The organism is Urechidicola vernalis, assembly GCF_031846385.1.
GTDB lineage: Bacteria > Bacteroidota > Bacteroidia > Flavobacteriales > Flavobacteriaceae > Urechidicola > Urechidicola vernalis.
In genome coordinates, this window is record NZ_JAVRHV010000001.1 from 440,147 (window position 1) to 464,955 (window position 24,809).

At 33.3% G+C, this 24,809-nt stretch carries 18 protein-coding genes; 4 read left to right on the top strand and 14 right to left on the bottom strand.

Going from position 1 to position 24,809, the window contains the following annotated elements:
- Positions 1–86: 86 nt before the first annotated feature.
- From leuB to gndA, 5 genes are all read right to left on the bottom strand, one after another.
- The gene (gene leuB, locus RM519_RS01975) at positions 87–1,142 is read right to left on the bottom strand and encodes a 3-isopropylmalate dehydrogenase (protein WP_311591823.1); all 1,056 of its coding nucleotides are present in this window, start codon (positions 1,140–1,142) and stop codon (positions 87–89) included.
- Between the two features lie 13 nt (positions 1,143–1,155).
- On the bottom strand, positions 1,156–2,673 hold the full coding sequence (locus tag RM519_RS01980; protein ID WP_311591824.1) for an alpha-isopropylmalate synthase regulatory domain-containing protein: 1,518 nt from the start codon (positions 2,671–2,673) through the stop codon (positions 1,156–1,158).
- A gap of 9 nt (positions 2,674–2,682) precedes the next feature.
- Positions 2,683–3,279, bottom strand: a complete 597-nt coding sequence (gene leuD, locus RM519_RS01985) for a 3-isopropylmalate dehydratase small subunit (protein WP_311591825.1) — start codon at positions 3,277–3,279, stop codon at positions 2,683–2,685.
- A gap of 31 nt (positions 3,280–3,310) precedes the next feature.
- Entirely contained in the window at positions 3,311–4,705 is a 1,395-nt protein-coding gene (gene leuC / locus RM519_RS01990) for a 3-isopropylmalate dehydratase large subunit (protein WP_311591826.1), read from the bottom strand.
- A gap of 256 nt (positions 4,706–4,961) precedes the next feature.
- A complete protein-coding gene (gene gndA / locus RM519_RS01995) occupies positions 4,962–6,851 on the bottom strand; it encodes an NADP-dependent phosphogluconate dehydrogenase (protein ID WP_311591827.1) in 1,890 nt (629 codons plus the stop codon).
- A 216-nt stretch (positions 6,852–7,067) separates the two neighbouring features.
- Between gndA and RM519_RS02000 the strand changes: the two genes are divergently transcribed.
- A complete protein-coding gene (locus RM519_RS02000; RefSeq protein ID WP_311591828.1) occupies positions 7,068–7,757 on the top strand; it encodes a DUF2461 domain-containing protein in 690 nt (229 codons plus the stop codon).
- 763 nt (positions 7,758–8,520) lie between these two features.
- On the opposite strand, the gene RM519_RS02005 is transcribed toward RM519_RS02000, so the two are convergent.
- From RM519_RS02005 to RM519_RS02025, 5 genes are all read right to left on the bottom strand, one after another.
- A complete protein-coding gene (locus tag RM519_RS02005; RefSeq protein ID WP_311591829.1) occupies positions 8,521–9,024 on the bottom strand; it encodes a CAP domain-containing protein in 504 nt (167 codons plus the stop codon).
- A 700-nt stretch (positions 9,025–9,724) separates the two neighbouring features.
- Positions 9,725–10,177, bottom strand: coding sequence for a MarR family winged helix-turn-helix transcriptional regulator (locus RM519_RS02010; protein WP_311591830.1), 453 nt, complete (start codon positions 10,175–10,177; stop codon positions 9,725–9,727).
- A gap of 629 nt (positions 10,178–10,806) precedes the next feature.
- Positions 10,807–12,576 carry a translational GTPase TypA gene (gene typA, locus RM519_RS02015; protein ID WP_311591831.1) on the bottom strand — a complete coding sequence of 590 codons (1,770 nt, stop codon included), beginning with the start codon at positions 12,574–12,576 and terminating at the stop codon, positions 10,807–10,809.
- A gap of 68 nt (positions 12,577–12,644) precedes the next feature.
- The gene (locus RM519_RS02020; RefSeq protein WP_311591832.1) at positions 12,645–13,187 is read right to left on the bottom strand and encodes a DUF1697 domain-containing protein; all 543 of its coding nucleotides are present in this window, start codon (positions 13,185–13,187) and stop codon (positions 12,645–12,647) included.
- Between the two features lies 1 nt (position 13,188).
- A complete protein-coding gene (locus RM519_RS02025) occupies positions 13,189–14,352 on the bottom strand; it encodes a proline dehydrogenase family protein (protein WP_311591833.1) in 1,164 nt (387 codons plus the stop codon).
- 71 nt (positions 14,353–14,423) lie between these two features.
- On the opposite strand from RM519_RS02025, the gene aroB reads away from it, so the two are divergent.
- Entirely contained in the window at positions 14,424–15,491 is a 1,068-nt protein-coding gene (gene aroB, locus RM519_RS02030) for a 3-dehydroquinate synthase (RefSeq protein WP_311591834.1), read from the top strand.
- 1 nt (position 15,492) lies between these two features.
- Here aroB and bshA read toward each other — a convergent pair whose 3' ends face one another.
- The 4 genes from bshA to dnaB all read right to left on the bottom strand — a co-directional run bounded on the left by bshA (position 15,493) and on the right by dnaB (position 20,553).
- Complete coding sequence (gene bshA / locus RM519_RS02035) at positions 15,493–16,620, bottom strand: N-acetyl-alpha-D-glucosaminyl L-malate synthase BshA (protein WP_311591836.1); 1,128 nt, start codon at positions 16,618–16,620, stop codon at positions 15,493–15,495.
- Positions 16,621–16,738: 118 nt separating this feature from the next.
- Positions 16,739–17,584, bottom strand: coding sequence for a transketolase (locus RM519_RS02040; protein WP_311591837.1), 846 nt, complete (start codon positions 17,582–17,584; stop codon positions 16,739–16,741).
- A gap of 98 nt (positions 17,585–17,682) precedes the next feature.
- The gene (locus RM519_RS02045) at positions 17,683–18,867 is read right to left on the bottom strand and encodes an asparagine synthetase B (RefSeq protein WP_311592549.1); all 1,185 of its coding nucleotides are present in this window, start codon (positions 18,865–18,867) and stop codon (positions 17,683–17,685) included.
- A 180-nt stretch (positions 18,868–19,047) separates the two neighbouring features.
- Positions 19,048–20,553: a replicative DNA helicase gene (gene dnaB, locus RM519_RS02050; RefSeq protein WP_311591838.1), complete on the bottom strand. Its 1,506-nt coding sequence runs from the start codon at positions 20,551–20,553 to the stop codon at positions 19,048–19,050.
- A 140-nt stretch (positions 20,554–20,693) separates the two neighbouring features.
- Here dnaB and RM519_RS02055 point away from each other — a divergent pair, with 140 nt between their 5' ends.
- The gene (locus RM519_RS02055) at positions 20,694–21,767 is read left to right on the top strand and encodes a DUF3810 domain-containing protein (RefSeq protein WP_311591839.1); all 1,074 of its coding nucleotides are present in this window, start codon (positions 20,694–20,696) and stop codon (positions 21,765–21,767) included.
- Between the two features lie 81 nt (positions 21,768–21,848).
- Entirely contained in the window at positions 21,849–24,806 is a 2,958-nt protein-coding gene (locus RM519_RS02060) for an amidohydrolase family protein (RefSeq protein WP_311591840.1), read from the top strand.
- Positions 24,807–24,809: the final 3 nt, after the last annotated feature.

Below are 24,809 nucleotides of genomic sequence, written 5' to 3' on the forward strand. Positions count from 1 at the left end.
TATAATTAATTAGTTTGTCCAAATTAAGAAAAGGATTTAGAACTTGAATGTACTAAATCCTTTTTTCAATTAATTTAATTTCTTTTTTAAATATTGCCTGCTAACCAGTCACCTACTTCAGAAGTACCATAAGATTTACCACCCTCTGCTAGGTCTTCTGTAACATGTCCAGCTGAAAGTGCTGCATTTACAGCCTCTCTTATTGCTTTTCCTTCTGCTTGTAAACCAAAGTTCTCAAACATCATTGCTGCAGATAGTACTGTAGCCATAGGGTTTGCAATATTTAATCCTGTTGCCTGTGGATAAGATCCATGAATAGGCTCAAATAAAGCAATATCAGCACCCATTGATGCCGATGGCATTAATCCCATTGATCCAGAAATAACTGAAGCCTCATCCGTTAAAATATCTCCAAATAAATTTTCTGTGATTAATACATCATAAGAATTTGGCCATTGTACTAAACGCATAGCAACAGCATCTACAAATTCATAAGATACTTCCACTTCTGGATAGTCTTTCTCCATTGCTTGTACTGTTTCTCTCCACAATCTTGAAGTTTCCAATACATTTGCTTTATCCACACAACACAATTTCTTAGAACGCGTCATTGCTAATTCAAATCCTTTTTTAGCCAAACGCTGAACTTCTGCTCTTGTGTACACACAATTGTCAAAGGCTGTTTCTCCACCGTCTCTTCTCCCCTTTTCTCCAAAGTAGATTCCACCTGTTAATTCACGTAAAAACACTAAATCCGTTCCTTCTATTCGATCTCTTTTTAAAGGAGATTTATCTAATAATGAAGGGAAAGTAAATGTTGGTCTTACATTGGCAAATAAACCAAGTTTCTTACGCATTTTAAGCAATCCTTGCTCTGGTCTTACCGGTGCACTAGGATCATTGTCAAATTTTGGGTGTCCAATAGCACCAAACAATACAGCATCTGCATTTGCACATATTTCATGTGTGGCATCAGGATATGGCTCTCCTACTGCATCAATAGCAGCAGCACCTGTTAAAGCAGGTTTCCATGTAATTTCGTGTCCAAATTTTGAAGCTACTGCATCACTTACTTTTACAGCCTGATCAATAACCTCTGGTCCTATTCCGTCTCCCGCTAAAAGGGCAATATTTAATTTCATCTTTAAAATTTAATTATATAATGTTCAACATTTTCTCTGTAGCCTTTATTGCTGAAACCGTTTGATCAGAATCTAAGCCACGAGTTTTAAATTGTTCTTCGTTTGTTTTCCAAGTAATAATCGTCTCACATAAAGCATCAGAACTACTACCTGGAGGAATTCTAACCGCATAATCTATAAGTTTTGGCAACTCTAAATCTTTGCGCTTATACACTTTTTTAATAGCATTCATAAAGGCATCAAACTGACCATCTCCTTGTGCATGCTCTTCAAATGATTCACCTTTAATCGTCATTGAAACTGTTGTTGATGGATTTAAACCTTTAGAATGGGTTAATACATATGAATTGATAAAAACCGTTTCTTCTATAAGGTTACTATCCAATACATCAGAAATGATATATGGTAAATCTTCTTTGGTAACAAGTTGTTTTTTATCTCCAAGTTCTATGATTCGTTGTGTTACTTTTTTCAAATCTTCATCATTTAGATGAAGTCCTAATTCTTGTAAGTTTTTTTGAATATTCGCTTTACCTGAAGACTTTCCTAAAGCATATTTACGTTTTCTTCCAAATCGCTCTGGAAGTAAATCGTTAAAATATAGGTTGTTTTTATTGTCTCCATCTGCATGTATTCCTGCGGTTTGCGTAAATACATTATCGCCAACTACGGGTTTGTTAACCGGTATTCTAAATCCAGAAAAGGTCTCTACCAATTTACTTACGGTATTTAACGCCTTTTCGTGTACACCAATCTCAACTTCTGGCATAAAGTCTTTTAAAACTGCAACAACGCTGGCTAATGGCGCGTTACCTGCACGTTCGCCCATGCCGTTAATGGTTAGGTGTAACCCATCTATACCTGCTTCTACAGCATTGATCGCATTGGCTACACTTAAATCATAATCATTATGTGCATGAAAGTCGAAATGCAATTCAGGGTACTTTGCTCTGATTTCTGTAACAAAAGCGAAAGATTCCGCCGGTGCCAATACACCTAAAGTATCGGGTAACATTATACGCTTTACAGGTTGCGTTGCTAAGAAAGCTAAAAAATCAAAAACATATTCCTTTGAATTGCGCATTCCGTTACTCCAATCTTCTAAATACACATTGGTCTCAATACCGTTTTTTGAGGCCTCTGAAATTGACTTTTTAATTTCTTTAAAGTGCTGTTCTTTAGTCTTTTTAAGTTGATGAGTTAAATGATTTAATGAGCCTTTTGTAAGCAGGTTCTGAACCTTCGCTCCTGCCCTTTTCATCCAATCAATAGAAATGCCATTATCCACAAAAGTCAATACTTCAATAGCCTCTAAAAAATCATTTTCAGCAGCCCAATCAGTTACACTTTTAACTGCTTGAAACTCGCCTTCTGATACTCTTGCAGATGCAATCTCTATCCGATCAACTTTTAATTCTTCTAATAAAAGTTTTGCAATTGTTAACTTTTCTGAAGCAGAAAACGACACACCCGAGGTTTGTTCACCGTCGCGCAATGTCGTATCCATAATTTCTATGCTCTTCACACCCATAAAATTAGTTTAGAACGGACGTGTTGTAGCAAAATCTTCTATATCTGATTTTATATTTTGCAAATAGTCAATATCATCAAATCCGTTTAACATATTCTCTTTTTTATACCCGTTAATATCAAAAGATTCACTGTTACCTGTATCGGAATTCGTTATTGTTTGCGCTTCTAAATCAATTGTCAACTCCGTATTTGGATTGTCATAAATAGATTTAAAAATTTCATCTGCAAATTCAGGCGAAACTTGAACTGGTAACACACCAACATTCAAACAGTTATTTTTAAAGATATCTGCAAAAAATGACGAAACTACACATCTAAACCCGTAATCATATACCGACCAAGCAGCGTGTTCCCTAGAAGAACCAGAACCAAAGTTCATCCCTCCTACTAGTATTTTCCCACTATAAATTGGATTGTTTAAGACAAAATCTTCTTTTGGAGTATTGTCTCCATTATATCTCCAATCTCTAAATAAATTATCTCCAAATCCCTTACGCTCTGTTGCTTTTAAGAAACGAGCCGGAATTATTTGATCTGTATCTACGTTCTCAATTGGCAATGGAACTGCTGTAGATGTTAATGTTGTAAATTTATCGTAAGCCATAATTTTTTCTAATTAAAATGTGAACAATTGATTAAATTAATGTTCTTGGGTCAGTTACAACTCCGGTTACAGCGGCTGCTGCAGCAACTAAAGGACTTGCTAGCAATGTTCTAGAACCAGGACCTTGTCGCCCTTCAAAGTTTCTATTTGAAGTACTCACCGCATATTTACCAGCAGGCACCTTATCGTCGTTCATAGCCAAACAAGCAGAACATCCAGGTTGTCTCAATGCAAACCCAGCATCTGTTAGAATATCTAAAATTCCTTCTTCTTTAATCTTATCTTCAACTATGTGAGATCCAGGAACTAACCATGCGGTAACATTGTTTGCTTTTTTCTTTCCTTTAACAATCGATGCAAATGCTCTAAAATCTTCAATTCTACCATTTGTACAACTTCCAACAAACACATAATCAATCTTCTTACCAATCATAGGTTCGTTTTCTCCATAGCCCATATAAGCCAAGGACTTATCGTATGTCGCTTTCCCTCCTTCTACACTTTCTGCAGATGGAATATTTTTTGAGATTCCAATTCCCATTCCAGGATTGGTACCATATGTAATCATTGGTTCAATGTCTGAGGCTTCAAAATTAAATTCTTTATCAAATTCAGCACCATCATCAGTTTTTAATGTAGACCAATACTCCATTGCTTTATCCCAATCTGCTCCTTTCGGAGTCATTGAGCGTCCTTGAATATAGTTGAAAGTCTTATCATCAGGAGCGATCATTCCACCACGTGCACCCATTTCAATACTTAGGTTACACACCGTCATACGGCCTTCCATAGTCATATCTTCAAATACATCTCCAGCATACTCTACAAAGTAACCTGTTGCTCCAGAAGTTGTTAATTGAGAAATGATATACAAACCAACATCTTTAGGAGAAACCCCCGTACCTAACTTACCATTCACATTAATACGCATTTTCTTAGGCTTTGGCTGCATAATACATTGTGTAGAAAGCACCATTTCAACCTCTGAAGTTCCAATACCAAAAGCAATAGCACCAAATGCACCGTGTGTAGATGTATGTGAATCACCACAAACTATGGTTGCTCCAGGCAATGTAATTCCGTTCTCAGGCCCAACAACATGCACAATACCGTTGTTTCTATGTCCCAATCCCCAATGGCTAATCCCATGCTCCTTAGAATTGTCTTCTAAAGCTTTTAATTGATTCGCTGAAAGTGGATCTTTTACCGGTAAATGTTGATCTATTGTTGGCGTATTATGATCTGCAGTTGCGAACGTACGCTCTGGATATAATACATTTATACCTCTGGTTTTTAAACCTAAAAATGCTACAGGACTTGTTACTTCATGAATTAAATGACGGTCGATGAAAAATACATCCGGTCCATCTTCAATTTTTCTCACTACATGAGAATCCCATACCTTATCAAACAATGTTTTACTCATATTAATATTTTAATTTCTAATTCGTTTATTTAAATCTCAACAAATTAAATTGCAAGCGAACAAATTTAAAAAAATCAAGTGTCAAAACGCACATATGCAAGCGGTATTGCTACGATAGTCATCATTTTTACAAGATTGCTAATTGAATCGACTAAAATCAACTTTTTATCAATACAGCACTGACTTTAACGTAGGTTTTTGAATATTCTATTTTTACGATAGCCAACAATTTTAAAATAAATCAAGACTCGTTTATTTAGTCTTTCCAATTTGTATGAAATGATTCTTCAAATGGCCTATCTATTCTTTTATAAGTATGGGCACCGAAATAATCGCGCTGTGCCTGAATCATATTTGCCGACGACTGCTCTGAAATGAATCCTAGCATATAATTTAAGCCAGAAGAAAGCACAGGCATCGAGCAGCCTGACAACAATCCATTCGCTACCGTCTCCTTATACCCCAACGCATTCGACTCTAAACGATCTACAATTAAAGGATGAAGCAACAGATGTTCATTAGAAGATTTAAATAAGCTAACTAACTCTTCCATAAATTCAGATCGGATAATACAACCATTGGTCCAAATCCTTGCAATTTCAGAAAGATTTAGGTTCCAATTGTATTGTAATGACGCTTCTTGAATTGTATCAAATCCAATGGCATGGTTAATAATTCTAACTGATATATATGCTGCTTTAAGTTTTTCAATGTTAACATTTGTCGTTTCTTTAATGGACGACTTGTACTGTTTCGAGCCTTTTACACGTGCCGATTTCATTGCTGAAATATAACGTGCCATAACAGCATCTGAAATAGTATTTAAAGGCTTTCCTAATTCTAGTGCAGCATTGGTGCTCCATCCCCCTGTTCCTTTCTGAGACGCCTGGTCCAATATTTTATCTAAAAGTACATCTTCGCCTTCTTTCTTTTTTAAGATGTCTATCGATATTTCAAGCAAATAACTACTCAATCCACTTTGCTTCCAATCCTCAAAAATAGTTGCAATTTCTTCAGGTGATTTATTTCCATGGAAACGTAACAATTGATATACTTCTGCAATAATTTGCATTTCACCATACTCAATTCCATTATGAATCATTTTAATAAACTGTCCAGACCCTTCAGGACCTATATAGGCACAGCAATCTTTACCATCCTTGTCTTTTGCTGAAATGGCTTCCAAAATATGCGATACTCTTTCATAGGCAGTTTTAGAACCACTTGGCATTATTGATGGCCCTTTTAGAGCACCTTCTTCACCACCTGAAACACCCATGCCTATAAAATCAATTCCATGTATTTTTAGTTTATCTAACCTTTTTTTGGTATTCTTAAAATGTGAATTTCCTCCATCTATAATTAAATCACCAGGTTCTAAATAAGGAATTAAGGTATCAATTACCATATCTACAGGTTTCCCTGCATTTACCATTAATAAAATACTTCTTGGTCTCTGAAGCCCTTTTGCATACTCATTAAGATCATCATATCCTTTTATCGACAGATTCGAGTTGCTATTTTCAAAATTTTTAGCAATATCAACCTCTTTTTCCGGAACTTGTCTGTTATAAACGGCCAATTTCGTCCCTTTACCAGCAATATTAAGTGCTAAGCTTTTCCCCATTACTCCTAACCCTATTAGACCAAATTCTGCTGAATTCTTCATCATTTTTTTATGTATTTCGTTTAAAATATGTCCCGAATCTTCACTTGCATCAATATGAATTCCATAATTGGGGATTTCTAACGCAACGAATTGAGATTTCAATAATTGGTGGTTTAAAAAATGCCCTTTTCTTTTTTTAAGTCGATCTAAAACCACCTCATATTCTGCATTTAAAAACACCCATTTTACACAGGTTTTATTTAAAGATTGCAATTCCTTTCGATACGATTCCTTTAAAGCTGAACAGGCTAAAACTCCCCCACCATTTGCATTCCATTTTACGATATTCTTACTGAGTATTTTAAGCCATGGTAACCGATCTTCATCATTTAACGGCTGTCCACTACTCATTTTATCAATATTTTCAGGTAGATGAAAATCATCTGCATCATAAAACGGAATATTTAGTGAATTACTTAATAATTTACCAACAGTTGTTTTACCAATACCAGAAACACCGAACACTATATAGATCATAAAATTCTGTCTTTTTTAAGGGGATGTAATTTACATATTTCTTTACGACAAATCATTTTAGTTTTAACAATAGATAGCCTTTTTATTTATAATTCCATATTTTTTTAAAAGTATATTAAGAATCCATAAATTTGACATTCGGTTCCATGAAATTAGTTTTATCCAAACCCCACTAATAAAAACCTAACGGAAGTAAATCAACTAAACAGAATTATTATGAGTGCAATTCAATCATCTACTTTAGATTTTCTAAAAAAATTAAACCAGAATAATAATAGAGATTGGTTTACAGAGAACAAGACTGCGTTTCAAGAAGAGCAAATCAAGTTTGTCAATTTTGCGGATGACTTATTAGTTGAAATGAATAAAATTGACAATATAGAAACGGTATCTGGCAAAAAAAGTGTTTTTAGGATATACAGAGATGTACGGTTTTCAAAAGACAAAACACCCTATAAAACACATTTTAGTGGATCTTTTAAAAGAGCCACAGAACAATTAAGAGGTGGATACTACTACCATATAGAACCTGGCAACTCATTTATTGGAGGAGGATTTTGGGGACCTAACGCAAAAGACCTTCTAAGAATCAGAAAAGAATTAGCAAATGATGCCATAGAATTACGAGAAATTATTAATTCTGAGTCTTTTATAAAAACATTTAGAACACTTGATGGAGAACGTCTTAAAACAGTGCCAAGAGGATTCGATAGACAGCATCCAAATTTGGATTTATTGCAATTAAAACAATTTATTGTTCATAAAAAATTTAGCGATAAAGAAGTGTTAAGTAAAGATTTTCCTAAAAAAGTAATTGAAACATTTATAGCAATGCGTCCATTCTTTAATTTCATGAGTTCAGTGCTTACTACAGATGAGAACGGAGTGCCATTATATCAAGAATAGAAAATTTAAAATTGGGCACAAAAAACTATGATTCGTAATTTACGAAAGGGTTGTAACAGAAAAAAATGTCTTAAACTTATATTAAGCTAAAAGACCTAAACAGAGGAATAGTGTTACAAATAATAAACCTAAAATTAAACTTTTTTTAAAACTCATAATTCAATAAAATTAAATCAAGAACAACATACATTGTTCATTCTAGGGGCTATAAATTTGTGGGGAGGCGCACATCAAAATGACGTGCAGTACGAAATTAAGATTTTTTTTTGAGGAATACAAATTATTACTCCTACATGTAATTAGTTGATTTCCACATCTACTCCTTACAAATCAAATTCCTGTATTTAAAAATGAAAGATTAGAAACTAGATGTTATTAACTATTCAATTAAAATAAAATTAGTTATTGTAAGTTCTGATAGAAATAACTATTATTGTAATATGCTTAAATCAAGTAGAATTAAGCATAATCTTGAAGATTTTTGACTTAAATATTATAAGCACAGAATTTAAAGATAACAAAATACAGTCGTAATAATTAAAACATTAATAGTACTACCGTTGTGGGGACGACTTAAAAATCTATTATTGTTTATTGCGGCTGTTCTTTTTTTCACCATTTCTGTGCTTATAATTTACTACTATCCTGGGGACGGACTGCTAATATTCTGACTATCGTTGTGGGGACGATATTTTTCATTTTGACTATCGCTGTGGGGACGAACTTTTTTTAATTTAACTAGCGTTGTGAGGACTAATCTAGATTATCTTTTAATAAATATATGTGTAAAATAATTTCTACCTTCTTTATTTTTCTTCGTTGAAATTCCAAAGTCGGTAAAATTAGGGTTCTCAATGTTTTGTCTATGACCATCGCTCTTAATCCATGCTTTAACCACAGCTTGAGCTGAAGAATATCCGTAAGCTACATTCTCGCCTACTTTTTTAGCTTTAACGCTTTTAACAAGGTTTTGATGACGCACAGGAAAATTATCATGACTCGGTACTCCAGTTTGAATCATGTAATCAGTATGATCCTCCGCCTCTACAGAAATTAAATTGATAATATTTAGTTTTTCCAATCCTAAACTCTCTCTGTGCTCATTTACCAAGCTAAATATCTGATATTCCATTACAGTATAGGACACACTAATATCTTTAAGACTTAATGATTCTTCCTCATAAATTCCATCTTCATCTTGCGTACAAGAAATAAATAACATACTAAATAAAAATGCGTAGGTTAATTTTAAAGTAAAAGTTTTCATGACTCTGGGGTTTTAAATTATTTTCTTTGTTTTAATAAATACAGCCGCAATCTCTCATAGCAATTTTCGCTGTGGGAACGATTTCTTTTAAGATTACGACTGATTTATTATTGGGGTTGATTATTAATTTTAAATTCTTTTGATACAAATCTTTTATAGAAAGTGCTATTGCTAGACATATAGTTAAGTACGGCTATACTGAATAATATGGTTGCTATAATTCTTACTACTATTAGTTTCATAATTCTTGTTCTTTATTAAAAGAGGCTGTGTTAAAAGGTTTTTAAGTCTTACTCAATAGAAAAATCAAATTAATTTTCGGATTGCTTCTCAATTTCACTGACGACAACTTTTAACACATACCTCTAGATCTTTATCATTACAATTTTCTTACATCTTACTTTTAAAGAAGTGCCAAAAGGTTTTTAAAGCTCTTACGTAAAAAATTCAAATTAATTTTCGGATTGCTTCTCATTTTTTAATCACTAACTTTTGACACAAACTCTAATCTTACTTACTTACTTACTTACTTACTTACTTACTTACTTACTTACTTACTTACTTACTTACTTACTTACTTACTTACTTACTTACTTACTTACTTACTTACTTACTTACTTAAATTTTATATAAAGGAGGACGTTTAGTACTAATTTGGGGTTAATTAAACACCCTCCTTTTTAGCTTTGGGGTCGCTATTTTATTTTTCTATTTGCATTTTATTTAACAATCTACTTAAGGTCTGTAATTCTCTACTCGTTAAATTCTTAACCACCTTCTTTTCATGTTTCTTTTGAGTCTTATCGATATCAGTTAATAATAACATTCCTTTCTGTGTGATTTTAATTTCTACTTTCCTTCTATTCTCTTGAGACTGCTCTCTTGTTAAATATCCTTTTACTCTTAATTTTTCTACCAATCTAGTAGCGTTACTCATTTCACTTATCATTCCTGCCTGTATCGTACTCATATTTATTACTTCACCATCTAACTTTCTTAAAAGAACCAGAACATTATATTGTTCTAATGACAATGCATATTGCTTCAGATGTTCGGTCTCTCGCTCGTGCATCCAGTTTCCAGCTCGTAATACATCATTTATTACTTCACGTGGAAAATTCTTTCTTTCAATATTTTCTTTTTCATCTTTCATTGTTGTGGGGACAACAATTGTATATACATCAATTGTGGTTACAAATGTAAGATACAATTTGAGTTCTCCAAATATTTTTTAAACTTTTTTAATCTTTTTATTTTTATGAATAACCCAAAGGTTATAGTTTGAAGGAATAAAAATATACTCTAGATAGCATTACAATTATAACCATATAATATACTTATATAACTGATTTTATGATTATTAGATATAATTAAATTATATGTTCTTACAAGTGATAGACTGCTACGTATATCCCCTATTTTGAGCGTTGAAAAAATTTAAAAATAGTTTTTATTATGCGGGTTATTTTTGGGTTATAGCACAGAAATATCACAAAAAAAACATCGTATTGTGCTCCAAAATCAACCTATTTTGCTTCAAAAAAGTGCAAATTATGTTACTTATTTGAACCTAAACTGTAGAGTTAAGGCATGAAATAAGCTCAAAAAGCGTCTATTTTAGGACCTATTTATGTAATATTACACCAGTTTTTCTCTACTTTTATGGGTAAAAAGAATCATTTGTAGCTTTATTATGGAAGTTAATTAGAGCCTAAACTCTAATTTTGACCAAAAAAAAAGCACTTCTTTCGAAGTGCTTTTAAATATTTTTTAAATAAAAGTCTATCTAAAATTGATCTTTCTCATTCTTAAACTCTCTGGAGTAACTTCTAAATATTCATCATTTTTGATAAATTCCATACATTCTTCTAATGAAAATTCTCTTTTTGGAGCAATGTTCATGGCTGTATCCGTTCCAGATTTACGAACATTGGTCAATTTTTTACCTTTTATTAAGTTTATTGACATGTCTTCCTGGCGGTTGTTCTCTCCTACTACTTGCCCCTTATAAATCTCTTGATTGACATCAATAAAGAATACACCTCTATCACCAAGTTTGTCAATTGAGTATGCAGTGGCTTTACCAGCTTCCGCAGAAATCAAAGCGCCATTTACAACATCGTTAAAGTCTCCTTTATATGGTCCAAACTTATCAAAGTTATGGTTTATAATCGCAGCACCAGATGTTGCTGTTAACATTTTATTTCTTAATCCGATTAATCCTCTTGAAGGAATTGAAAACTCTAAATGTTGTAAATCTCCTTTAGGCTCCATTACTAACAAGTCTCCTTTTCTTAAAGAAACTAAGTTTACAATTTTACTTGATGATTCTTCCGGAACATCAACTACTAATGTTTCATATGGTTCCGATTTAACACCATCAATATCTTTTATGATAACCTGTGGTCTTCCTACTTGCAACTCATATCCTTCTCTTCTCATCGTTTCAATTAAAACCGATAAATGAAGAACTCCACGACCAAAGACATTAAATTTATCTTCAGAATCCGTAGTGTCAACACGCAGTGCTAAGTTTTTCTCTAATTCTTTAAACAAACGATCACGTAAATGACGTGATGTTACAAACTTTCCTTCCTTTCCAAAAAACGGAGAATTGTTAATTGTAAACAACATACTCATTGTAGGTTGATCCACTTTAATTCTTGGTAATGCTTCTGGGTTTTCAATATCTGCAATAGTATCGCCAATTTCGAATCCTTCAATTCCTGTAATTGCGCAAATATCTCCGCTTCTTACTTTCGAAACTTTAGCCTTACCCATTCCCTCAAAAACATGCAATTCTTTTATTCTTACTTTTTTAGTAGAACCATCAGCCTTACAAAGCATGTAATCTTTTGCTTCTTCCAAATCTCCTCTAAAAACTCTACCAATAGCAATTCTTCCAGTAAATGAAGAAAAATCTAACGATGTAATTTGCATTTGTGGAGAACCTTCTCTGTATGGTGCTTCAGGAATATGTTCAACTACAGCATCTAACAAAGGAATGATATTATCAGTTGGTTGCTGCCAATCTGTATTCATCCAACCATTTTTAGCTGAACCGTATATTGTTTCAAATTCTAATTGTTCTTCTGTAGCATCTAATGCAAACATCAAGTCAAAAACCTTTTCATGAACTAACTCAGGAGTACAGTTTTCTTTATCTACTTTATTAACAACAACTATAGGTGTTAATCCTAATTCCAATGCTTTACCTAAAACAAATCTAGTTTGTGGCATCGGTCCTTCAAAAGCATCAACCAATAACAAAACACCATCTGCCATTTTCAAAACACGCTCTACTTCTCCACCAAAGTCCGCGTGGCCAGGAGTATCAATTACATTAATTTTTACACCTTTATAGTTTACCGAAACATTCTTAGATAAAATAGTAATTCCTCTTTCACGTTCTAAATCATTATTATCCAATAATAAATCTGTACGCTCTTTACGTTCGTCCAAGATTTTTGCTTGGTCAATAATTTTATCGACCAAGGTTGTTTTACCATGATCTACGTGGGCAATAATTGCGATGTTTCTAATAGATTGCATATCTTATTTTTTGAAAGTGCAAAAGTACTTCTTTTATTTAGATAAATAAGATATTCTAAGTGTGAAGTTTAATTACTGAGCAATTCTTGAATCTTAGAAATGGTTTTCCAATTCCTGCTGGTTGAAGAGACTTCCAATTTTTTTTCAAAAACAGTATTTGTCATTTTTGACCTCCCTGCTCCATTAGCGTAATATGTATAGATCAAATTGTTATCGATCTGATATGTGTCAGGTGAAAAATCAACTTTTTCTAACAACGTTATATTTTGCTCAGACGGACATTTATCCATAAAAGTTCCATATAAGCGATTTATATGAAGTTCGTTTTCTTCTAAAAATGGGTTGTTTTTAAAAAAATAATCCCACTCCTCCTTATTATAAATTTGAACAGACACTTCAAAGTGATACTTATTATATATATAGGTGTGAATTTCTTTCTGCAAATTCTCTATATCTGATTTTTTTGATTCGAATATGATATTACCAGACTGAATATAAGTTTCGATATTATTTAATAGTTTGCTTTTTTCTAAAAGGTCACGCAAATCTTTCATCAAAATTTTCTTGTGGCCTCCAACGTTTATTCCTCTTAATAATGCGATATATCTCAAACTATAGTTTTCTGCGTTTTCTCTCTGATTTTAACAAGTTAAGTTCTCTACTTGTTTGTCCAGCAACTGATGTATTCTCTTCTGCACGTCTTATTAAATATGGCATTACATCTCTAACTGGTCCAAACGGTAAATACTTTGCAACATTATATCCACTTTCAGATAAATTAAAACTAATATGATCGCTCATACCATACAACTGCCCAAACCAAAGGCGGCTATCATTTTTATCTAACTCTTCTTTAGCAGCTAGTTCCATTAATAAGTAAGAACTCTCCTCATTATGGGTTCCAGCAAAAATTGCCATTTTTGGATGGGTTGCCATATATACAAGGGCTTCGTCGTAATTTTTATCCGTTGCCAATTTATCTTTACAAATAGGAGATTCATAATTATTTTCCTCGGCACGCTCTCTTTCTTTTTCCATATATGCGCCACGTACAATTTTTAACCCTATGTAAAAATCTTTTTCTTTCGCAGTTTTATGCAATCGTTTTAAATAATCCATTCTATCCCATCGATACATTTGAAGTGTATTGAATACGATTGCTTTCTCCTTATTATATTCTGCCATTAACTCTTCAACCAACTGATCTGCAGCGTCTTGCATCCAACTTTCTTCAGCATCAATTAATAGCGGTACGCTTAACTCGAGTGCGAATGCACACACTTTGTGGTATCTATTTTTAACAACTTCCCATTCCGCCTTCTCATCAGCATTTAATTCCTTATTTTCTGAAATTTTCTGATATAATGCAAATCGACCGAATCCCGTTGGTTTAAACACTGCAAAAGGAATACTCTCTTTTTCCTTAGCAAATTCAATTGTTTTTAAAACTTTGTTTAAGGCGTTCTCAAACTGTTCTTCACTTTCCTTCCCTTCCACAGAATAATCTAAAACGGAATGTACTTTCTTAGAGTACATTTTCTCAATTGTAGGTAGGCAATCCTCTTCTGTTACTCCACCACAAAAATGATCAAAAACAGTAGATCGAATTAACTTTTCAACTGGTAACTTTGTATTTAAGGCAAAATTGGTAACCGCAGTACCAATACGAACTAAAGGCTCGTTCTGTATCATTTTAAACAAAAAATATGCACGCTCTAATTCAGAATCGGACTTAATATCGAATGCAACTTTAGTGTTGTTAAATAGATTTTTCATGAGAAATGTTTTCACAAATTTAATCGTATTTTTTCAATATTTACACTTATTTTTGAAGCAAATTTACACACATGAATTCTATCTTTTCAGACAATTATTATGTACATTTTAATGAAAAATGCTACACAGAATTAAATAATTATATATCTGAAAACAAACCTTCTAAAGTTTTTGTTCTTGTTGATGAGAACACGGAAGAGCATTGCTATCCTTTATTTATTGCAAAACTAGAAACAACAAGCGCTATTGAAGTGATTGAAATTGAATCTGGAGAAGAAAATAAAAATTTAGATACCTGTACTAGTCTTTGGAATGTATTAACGGATTTAGGTGCTGACAGAAAATCTTTATTGATAAATGTTGGGGGTGGTGTAATTACCGATATGGGTGGTTTTGTTGCTTCTACTTTTAAAAGAGGTATTTCGTTTATTAATGTTCCAACAACACTTTTAAGTATGGTCGATGCATCTGTTGGTGGAAAAACTGGTGTAGATTTAGGCGTATTAAAAAATCAAATTGGTGTTTTTTCAAATCCTGAAATGGTATTGGTTGACACCTTATATTTACAAACTGTTTCTAGCAGAGAATTGACTTCAGGCATGGCGGAAATTCTAAAGTACGGCCTGACATATGACGCTAAGCTATGGGGTGAAATAATACAGTGTAACTATTTAAATATCAGCAGCAAACATGAAATAATATATCGCTCAATTGAAATAAAAAATGAAGTTGTGAAAGAGGACCCTAAGGAAGGTGGACTTCGAAAAATATTGAATTTTGGACACACCTTGGGACATGCTATAGAATCACATCATTTAGAATCTGAGCACCTTAAAACACTTACTCATGGTGAAGCAATTGCAATTGGAATGATTACAGAAGCCTATCTTTCTCATAAATTATTAGGACTTCCCAAAGCAACCCTGAATAATGTAAAAAACAGTATCGTTGCAATTTTTGATAAGGTAGAGATCAATTCGAATGAATATAGTGCTATATTAGAATTGTTAAAACACGATAAAAAGAACGATAGCGGACAAGTTAACTTTGTTCTTTTGGAGGATTTAGAGAAATTTAAATTGAATTGTGTAGTTCCTGAAAACTTGTTAATTGAAAGTTTAGAATTTTACAAAAAGTAACTTATCCATTTATTGCTTTCACATACATCGATTCGTATAGAGGCAATATTTTTTCTAGCGAAAAATTAGATGCTTGTTTGTAAGCATTTTTCTTAAATTCAAGAAGCCGATTGTCGTCTTCTAATATTGAAATAGCCTTCTCTGCCATATCATCTACATCACCTAAATTACTTAAAAAACCCGTATTATTTTGAATATTAACTTCTGGTAATCCTCCAGTATTTGTAGAAATAACAGGAGTTTCAGCGGCCATGGCTTCCAAAGCGGCTAATCCAAAACTTTCTGTCATAGAAGGCAATAAAAACAAATCAGAATAACACAGTACTTTTTTCACATCATTGCTGTTTCCTAGAAACAAGACCTTGTCATAAATACCTAATTCTTTTACTCTATTCTCTACTTTTTCTATTTCTGGCCCTTCTCCTACCAACAATAATTTGGCAGGAAGTTTTTTCTGAATTCTATAGAATATTTCAATAACATCTAACGGTCTTTTCACGGACCTCATATTACTAATATGTGTAACTATTCGTTCATCACTCTTTGCAAGCGCCGATCTATCACATTCTATACTTGTTTCCTTTGGATATTGCTTTAAATCAATGAAATTGTAAATTACATCAATGTCGGTATTGATATTGAATAGGCGCAGTGTATCTTCTTTTAAATCATTTGATACCACCGTAACGGCATCTGAATTATTAATGCTAAATTCAACCGCGGTTTTATAAGTTGGGTGGCTACCTACCAATGTAATATCGGTACCATGCAAAGTTGTAACTAACTTTATATCAATCCCTTTTTCCTTCAGCATCTCCTTTGCCATATAGGCTGCATAAGCATGCGGAATTGCATAATGTAAGTGCAAAATTTCTAAATTGTATCTTGTTATCACTTCTACCAATTTGGTCGAAAGTGCTAGTTCGTATGGTTGAAAATGAAATAGTGGATATTCTTCTACATGGACTTCATGAAAATGAATGTTTTTCGCTAATAAATCCAATCTTACTGGACGCTTATATGTTATAAAGTGAACTTCATGACCCTTATCTGCCAATGACATTCCAAGTTCCGTAGCAATAACCCCACTACCTCCAAAGGTTGGGTAACAAACAATTCCAATTTTCATTTAGTTAGTTTTTGATATTTGAATCCGACGTAAATGTACTTCTTTACTTCCAATTCAAATTTACTGAAATTATAAAAAAATCATAAAAAAAACTCGCCAATTGGCGAGTCTTATATTTTTAATAATCTCCGAGAGTTTCCGGATTCTGTGCTAAGGCACTTGCAAGTTGCTCATCATTAGGTGCTTTACCATGCCAAGCATGTGTTCCTGACATAAAATCAACGCCATGACCCATATCGGTATACATTAAAATACAAACAGGTTTTCCTTTACCAGTTCTTGTCTTAGCTTCTGCCAATCCTGCTTTAACGCTGTCAATATCATTTCCTTTCTTCACTTCTAACACATCCCATCCAAAAGCTTCAAACTTTGCTTTCAAATCACCTAAAGGTAATACATGATCTGTAGAACCATCAATTTGTTGCCCGTTATAATCTATTGTAGAAATGATATTATCCACTTTTTTACCGGCTGCATACATAGCTGCTTCCCAAACTTGACCTTCTTGCAACTCTCCATCTCCATGCAAAGTATAAACAATTTTATCGTCACCGTTTAATTTCTTTGCTTCTGCAGCTCCTAAAGCCACACTCATCCCTTGTCCTAATGAACCGGAAGCAACACGAATACCAGGTAAACCTTCATGTGTTGTTGGATGCCCTTGCAAACGTGAATTGATCAATCTAAACGTTGCTAATTCAGAAACAGGAAAGAATCCACTTCTTGCTAAAACACTATAAAATACCGGCGAAATATGTCCGTTTGATAGAAAGAATAAATCTTCATTTTTACCATCCATGGTAAAATCAGTTGAATAATCCATCACTTCCTGATATAAAACGGTAAAAAACTCTGTACATCCTAATGAACCTCCTGGGTGACCAGAACTTACAGCGTGTACCATTCTTACGATATCTCTTCTAACTTGTTGAGAAAAATCTTGTAATTCTTGTGTTGTTGGCATTCTAAAAATGTTTTAAATAGATGAGACAAAAGTAATTGAAATGTATTATTGCACAAAGATTAATTTGCATTATTATACACAGGGTTTTAACAAAAAAATCATGTTTTTTGCTTTTGCTTTTTCGCTGCAGGAAAAAGAACATTGTTCAGAATTAACCTATAACCAGGTGAATTGGGGTGCAAATCTAACTCTGTCTTCGGATCACCGACTCTATGACTGTAATCTTCAGGATCATGACCTCCATAAAAAGTGAACATTCCTTTACCTTTAGTTCCATGAATATACCTAGCCTCACCATTCGTTTTATTCTCACCCATTATCAAAATATTTGATTTAATAGTGCTCCGATCATAGCTTGTCGTTTGCCCCATAAAACCTTTTACTAAATTGGTGTGATTTTGACAGAGCATTGTGGGAATCGGGTCCCATTTTGCTGAATAGTTCATTAATGAAAAGTAATCGCTCGTTCTCTTTACACGCCGCTTTCTAGTCATATCAATAGATGAAAACTCATATACAGTCGGGCTTCTTTCGAGTTCAAAATTTGTAAATGCAAAGGTGTTATTAAAGTTCAACTTCGATTGATAATTATTTTCTGATGGATCACCATCAAACATAGATTCGCAAATATCAACACCATCTGCAGCCAGAGCGATATCAAAACTATCGGTAGCCGAACACATCGCAAACATAAACCCTCCTCCTATGACGTAATCTCTAATTTTTTTTGATACTGCCAGTTTCTCTTCTGAAACTTTTGAGTATCCTAATTTACCTGAGAGTTCTTCTAAAGATCTCTTTTCTTCGATATACCAAGGAGCAGTTCTATAGGCTCCATAAAACTTACCATATTGTCCTGTAAAATCTTCATGATGCAAATGCAACCATTCATACAACAGCAACTTGTCTTCTAAAACTTCTTCGTCATAAATTACATCAAACGGTATCTCCGCATTGGTCAAAACCATTGTTACGGCGTCATCCCAAGGTTTCTTACTTTTTGGCGAATACACAGCAATTTTTGGGGCTTTCTCTAATACGACCGCCTCCATGTTTTTAGATGGACTTGCGATTTCTTCTAAAATTCTTTCTGCCTTCAAATCAGATATTACCTCAAAAGAAACCCCTCTAATTTTACATTCATTTTCAATTTCCTTTGTATGCTCTAGCAGAAAAGATCCGCCCTCATAGTTTAAGAGCCATTGTGCTTTAAAACCTAATTCTAAAGTCCAATAGGTAATTCCGTATGCTTTTAAATGATTCTTTTGCAAATCAGCATCCATAGGTATATAAATAAAGGACGCAAATACTGAACTCGACACGAAAATAAAAAGTGTCGTTAGAAATTGAGATAAGGATTTAAACTGATTAATTTTCAAAAGATTCAATTATAAGTCACGAATATAAGCATCAAAAATTGAAGATGTGTAAAAAAAATAAATGTTAAGAATTATTTATGAATATTAAAAGGGCACTTCGCCACCGTCATCTCCGAAAGCGTCACTTGGGTTTACATGTTGTGCACTTTCTGGAATCGTATTCATTTTAGATTGAAACTCCGTTCCAAATCCTTCTTCTAAATCTGAAAATTGGGCTAAGGCACCTGTAAACTTCAATCGAATATTATCCAATCCACCATTTCTGTGTTTAGCGACAATAAACTCTCCTTGCCCCTCACATGACGAATGCTCATCATCATCCCATTCTGTTTGCCCATAATATTCTGGGCGAAAAATAAATGAAACAATATCTGCATCTTGCTCAATGGCACCAGATTCACGTAAATCTGACAATAATGGTCTTTTGCTTCCTCCTCTTGTTTCCACTGCACGCGATAACTGCGACAGTGCAATTACAGGAATATTCAACTCCTTAGCCAAGGCTTTTAAATTTCTAGAAATCATCGAGATTTCTTGCTCTCGATTTCCATTAGAAGCAGAACCTGCAGTCATTAATTGCAAATAATCAATAACCAATAATTTTACATCATGTTGTGAAACTAATCTACGGGCTTTTGCTCTTAAATCGAAAATAGATAATGAAGGCGTGTCGTCAATAAAAATAGGCGCCTTTGTTAAATTTTTCACTTTAACATTCAACTGTTCCCACTCATGCGGTTCTAAACTTCCAGTTCTTAACTTTCCAGAAGAAATTCCGGTTTCAGATGATATCATACGGGTAATTAACTGAACTGATGACATTTCTAATGAAAATACGGCCACAGCATGATTGAATTGAATGGCCATATTCTTAGCCATAGAAATTACAAATGCAGTTTTTCCCATACCAGGACGTGCAGCTATAATAATTAAATCTGAAGGTTGCCAACCTGAAGTCAATGCATCTAATTTTGTAAAACCAGTAGCAACCCCACTCATACCCTCTTTCTGTGAAATTTCTTCAATCTTTTTAATAGCAGACTGCACCAAACTTGCCGCATCTTCAGATCCTTTCTTAAGGTTCCCTTGTGTTACTTCAAAAAATTTACCCTCAGCATCATCTAACAAGTCAAAAACATCCTTAGTTTCGTCATATGCTTCTTCAATAATTTCAGAAGAAATCGTAATCAACTTTCTTTGAATAAATTTTTGAAGAATAATACGAGCATGAAATTCTATATGCGCTGATGACGCAACTTTTTGGGTCAATCCAATTAAATAAAAGTCTCCACCAATAAATTCTAATTTAGAATCTTTTCTTAATTGATTAGAAACTGTTTTTAAATCAATTGGTTCTGAATTTTGAAACAGCGTGTAAATTGCACTGTATATGGCCTGATGAGATTCTTTATAAAAAGCCTCTGGATGCAAAATATCAATTACATCATCAATCCCTTTTTTATCAATCATCATAGCACCTAATACAGTTTCTTCTAGTTCTACTGCTTGTGGTGGTAATTTTCCTTTTTCAAGGTTTATTACATTTGATTTTTTAAAAGAATTTGAGCGTAAGGGCTTGATATTTTCCATAGCAACAAATGTAATTTTTATGTGCTTATTTAGAGGTTTAAAACCAGTTTTATTTGTACACAGAATTTGTTCATAACTAACATATTTGTTAACAACTTATTAGTAAAGAACAAACTGATATATTTCTTATTTTTGAAACGATGAAAAACAGAAGATATTATTGGTTTTGGGTGTTATTTCTTCCTGTTCAGTGGGTGCTAGTTCAATATTTGAGTTCAAAACCAATTTTTGTAGAACGATTTTATTCAAATGGAATTTACCTTTATATATCAGAATCTTTTAGGTTCCTTTTAGGAGGGTTGCCTTTTTCTTTTGGAGACCTCTTTTATTTGGTTTTAACATATAAAGTTGTACAATTTTTATTTGTCTCGTTTAAAATAAGAAGAGTTAGACTTCTTAAGATACTAGGTATATTATCGCACTTTTATTTTGCATTTCATCTTTTTTGGGGATTCAACTATTTAAGACCTCCAATTTCCGAAAGCCTCCAATTAAAATCAACAAAATATTCAACTGAGGAATTAATTGCGTTTACGACAAAACTGGCTTTAAAAGTCAATGATTTGCAATTAGAAATCACTTCTAATGACAGCGTAAAAGTGACCATACCATATTCAAAGAAAGAATTATATAAAATGACTCATAACGGTTACACTAAAATGGATATCTATGGAATAAATTCAAGCTATTCTTTCTCATCAATTAAACATTCAATTATAAGTTTACCTCTAAGTTATATGGGCTTTTCGGGCTATATAAATCCATTTACTGGAGAGGCACAGGTTAATTATAACACACCTCAAATTTCTTACCCTTCAACGAGTTGTCATGAAGTTGCACATCAACTAGGCTATGCAGCTGAAAATGAAGCTAATTTTATTGGTGTACTTGCTGCAATACATAATGACGATTTATATTTTCAATATTCTGGTTATTACTTGGCTTTGCGATATGCCTTAAATGATCTATATAGAAATGATAAGGAATCTTACGAAGCAATTATAAAGACAATACATAAAGGTGTTATAAAAAATATTATAGAATCACAAAAGCATTGGAGAAAATACAACAATCCATTTGAGCCGTTATTTAAATCTATATTTAATCAATATTTGAAGGCTAATCATCAAAAATCTGGAATTAAAAGTTATAATTTTATGGTTGGTATACTTTTAAACTTCAATAAAGAATTCGATTCTTTCTTTAAGGATTAACAAAATGTATTTCTTATTAACAATCGCTTTGCATTCCACTCAATTTTCATAATTTTAAGCGTTCAATTTAAAACCAACTACATGAAAAAACTTCTGCTAGGGTGTTTATTTATTTTTATAATAACATCTATAAAAGCACAGGATTATTTTCCTACAAACACTTCTGTAAAAACAATTAACAATTCTATTACAGTTTTTACAAATGCCACAATCCATACCGATCCATCAAACTTCATAAAAAATGGAACTTTGATTATCCAAAATGAAAAAATTATTTCGGTTGGAACAAATCTAGACATTCCTAAAAATGCTATTGTAATCGATCTAAATGGGAAGCATATTTACCCTTCTTTTATCGATTTATATAGCAACTTTGGAATTGCAAAATCTAAAAGACCTTCCTCATCAAGTAGAAGACCGCAATACGATGCTACAAGGAAAGGCTATTATTGGAATGACCACATTTTAACGGACCAACGCGGACTTGAAGATTACAAATTCGATGCTAAAAAAGCAAAGGAATTACAGACCGCTGGATTTGGAGTTGTTAGCAGCCATCAGCAAGATGGAATTATGCGAGGTACTGGAATTATTGCAGCCTTAACACCAAACAATGGTGTACTAGAAACAGATGCTACACAACATTTATCATTTTCAAAATCTGTAAAAAGTCCTCAAGGTTATCCATATTCCGTTATGGGTTCAATGGCATTGATTCGTCAGGCTTATTATGATGCTGACTGGTATGCTGGCGGACATTCTAAAACGAAAGATTTAGCATTAGAGGCTTTAAACTCTAATAAAAGTTTACCAATTATTTTTGAAGGAAACAGTCTTGATAATACTTTAAGAGCTGCAAAAATCGGTAAAGAATTTGGTTTGACATATACTATAAAAGGAAGTGGATTCGAATATGAGGCAATAGAAGAAATTAAAGCATCTGGAGCCAACTTTATTGTACCAATAAACTTCCCTAAACCATATGATGTAAGCAACCCAGAAATGGCGGCCTTGTTAAACTTACAAGATATGCGCCAATGGAATCAAGCTCCGGGCAATTTAAAAGTACTTGCAGAAAATGATGTGCAGTTTGCATTGACTACGGCTGATTTAAAATCTATTAAGTCATTCAAAACAAACTTATTAAAAGCAATTGAGTATGGTTTAGATAAAGAAAAAGCCTTAGCTGCTCTAACTACTGTTCCAGCCAAAATTTTAGGAAAGAGTAATGAAATTGGCTCTTTAAATCCTGGTAGTTACGCCAACTTTTTAATTACATCAGATGAAATTTTTGAAAAGAATACAATTTTGTATGAGAACTGGGTTCAGGGTTCAAAAAATGTAATCACCAATAAAGAATTAGTTGATATTCGAGGAAACTATGAACTTGCATTAAATGGAAAGAAGTACACACTGAATGTTTCTGGTGAACTTTCTAAGTTAAAATCTGAACTGAAGTTGGATTCTTTAAAAATTGCTTCATCTATCAACTATAAAGATGGTTGGGTGAATTTGCTGTTCAACCCACTAAACGAGTCTAAAACAGAATTTGTACGGTTAACAGCAGCTGCTCCTGATAACTCTGCATTAACAGGTAAAGGTACTTTGGCAAATGGTAATACAACAAGCTGGACGGCAACTAAAGTTGAAGGTAATAAGGAGAAAAAGAAAGACTCTAAAAAAAGTCAAGAATCACCTATTGTTAAACCTCTAACCTTCCCTAATGTCGCTTACGGATTTACCAACAAACCTACTCAGCAAACGACGCTATATAAAAATGCAACAGTTTGGACCAATGAAAGTGAGGGTATATTAGAAAATACCGATGTATTGGTTAAGGATGGGAAAATTTCAAAGATTGGTCAAGGCTTAAAAGCTTCGGGTGCAACGGTTGTTGATGCAACGGGCAAGCATCTAACATCTGGAGTTATAGATGAACATTCGCATATTGCAGCTTCATCAATTAATGAGGGAGGTCATAATTCGACAGCGGAAGTAACAATTGAAGATGTAATAGACCCTGATGATATCGGTATTTACAGAACATTATCTGGTGGTGTTACAACGATTCAAATTCTACATGGTTCAGCGAATCCAATTGGTGGCAGGTCTGCATTGATTAAATTAAAATGGGGTGAATCTGCAAATGGATTACTCTATAAAGATCGTCCAAAATTCATCAAGTTTGCATTAGGTGAAAATGTAAAGCAATCTCGCTCTACCACTAGTTATCGTTTTCCACAAACACGAATGGGAGTTGAGCAATTATATATTGATTATTTTCAAAGGGCAAAGGAGTATGATGCTTTAAAGAAAAGTGGAAAACCATATAGAAAAGATTTGGAGTTAGAAACTTTGGCTGAAATTTTAAATAAAGAGCGTTTTATTTCTTGCCACTCTTATGTGCAGTCAGAAATTAACATGCTGATGAAAGTTGCTGAAAAGTTTGATTTTAACATCAATACATTCACACACATTTTAGAAGGTTATAAAGTTGCTGATAAAATGAAAGAGCACGGTGTTGGTGGTTCTACATTCTCTGATTGGTGGGCTTATAAATACGAAGTAAATGATGCCATACCATACAATGGTGCAATTATGCACAGTCAAGGTGTAACGGTAGCGTTTAATTCAGATGATGGAGAAATGATTAGACGTTTAAATCAAGAAGCGGCAAAAGCTGTTAAATATGGCGGAGTTTCTGAAGAGGAGGCTTGGAAATTCGTAACCTTAAATCCTGCTAAACTTTTACATATCGATGACAAAGTTGGTAGTGTAAAAGTTGGAAAAGATGCCGATTTAGTGCTTTGGAACGGTCACCCAATGTCTATTTACACAAAGGCTGAGCAAACGATGATTGAAGGAGTTGTTTATTATGATAGTGAAAGAGATTTACAATTGATTAATGACGTTAAAACAGAACGAAACGAATTAATTAACATGATGCTTCAAGAGAAGAACAAAGGGATGAAAACGCAACTTCCTAAAAAGAAAGTGAAAGAACTTTTACATTGTGATTCTTTAGACAAACAAATTTAAGAA

What these genes read in the sequence shown, in the direction of transcription:
- leuB (WP_311591823.1), bottom strand. Translation starts at nt 1,142, where the DNA reads ATGAAATTAAATATTGCCCTTTTAGCGGGAGACGGAATAGGACCAGAG.
- RM519_RS01980 (WP_311591824.1), bottom strand. Translation starts at nt 2,673, where the DNA reads ATGGGTGTGAAGAGCATAGAAATTATGGATACGACATTGCGCGACGGT.
- leuD (WP_311591825.1), bottom strand. Translation starts at nt 3,279, where the DNA reads ATGGCTTACGATAAATTTACAACATTAACATCTACAGCAGTTCCATTG.
- leuC (WP_311591826.1), bottom strand. Translation starts at nt 4,705, where the DNA reads ATGAGTAAAACATTGTTTGATAAGGTATGGGATTCTCATGTAGTGAGA.
- gndA (WP_311591827.1), bottom strand. Translation starts at nt 6,851, where the DNA reads ATGATCTATATAGTGTTCGGTGTTTCTGGTATTGGTAAAACAACTGTT.
- RM519_RS02000 (WP_311591828.1), top strand. Translation starts at nt 7,068, where the DNA reads ATGAGTGCAATTCAATCATCTACTTTAGATTTTCTAAAAAAATTAAAC.
- RM519_RS02005 (WP_311591829.1), bottom strand. Translation starts at nt 9,024, where the DNA reads ATGAAAACTTTTACTTTAAAATTAACCTACGCATTTTTATTTAGTATG.
- RM519_RS02010 (WP_311591830.1), bottom strand. Translation starts at nt 10,177, where the DNA reads ATGAAAGATGAAAAAGAAAATATTGAAAGAAAGAATTTTCCACGTGAA.
- typA (WP_311591831.1), bottom strand. Translation starts at nt 12,576, where the DNA reads ATGCAATCTATTAGAAACATCGCAATTATTGCCCACGTAGATCATGGT.
- RM519_RS02025 (WP_311591833.1), bottom strand. Translation starts at nt 14,352, where the DNA reads ATGAAAAATCTATTTAACAACACTAAAGTTGCATTCGATATTAAGTCC.
- aroB (WP_311591834.1), top strand. Translation starts at nt 14,424, where the DNA reads ATGAATTCTATCTTTTCAGACAATTATTATGTACATTTTAATGAAAAA.
- bshA (WP_311591836.1), bottom strand. Translation starts at nt 16,620, where the DNA reads ATGAAAATTGGAATTGTTTGTTACCCAACCTTTGGAGGTAGTGGGGTT.
- RM519_RS02040 (WP_311591837.1), bottom strand. Translation starts at nt 17,584, where the DNA reads ATGCCAACAACACAAGAATTACAAGATTTTTCTCAACAAGTTAGAAGA.
- RM519_RS02045 (WP_311592549.1), bottom strand. Translation starts at nt 18,867, where the DNA reads ATGGATGCTGATTTGCAAAAGAATCATTTAAAAGCATACGGAATTACC.
- dnaB (WP_311591838.1), bottom strand. Translation starts at nt 20,553, where the DNA reads ATGGAAAATATCAAGCCCTTACGCTCAAATTCTTTTAAAAAATCAAAT.
- RM519_RS02055 (WP_311591839.1), top strand. Translation starts at nt 20,694, where the DNA reads ATGAAAAACAGAAGATATTATTGGTTTTGGGTGTTATTTCTTCCTGTT.
- RM519_RS02060 (WP_311591840.1), top strand. Translation starts at nt 21,849, where the DNA reads ATGAAAAAACTTCTGCTAGGGTGTTTATTTATTTTTATAATAACATCT.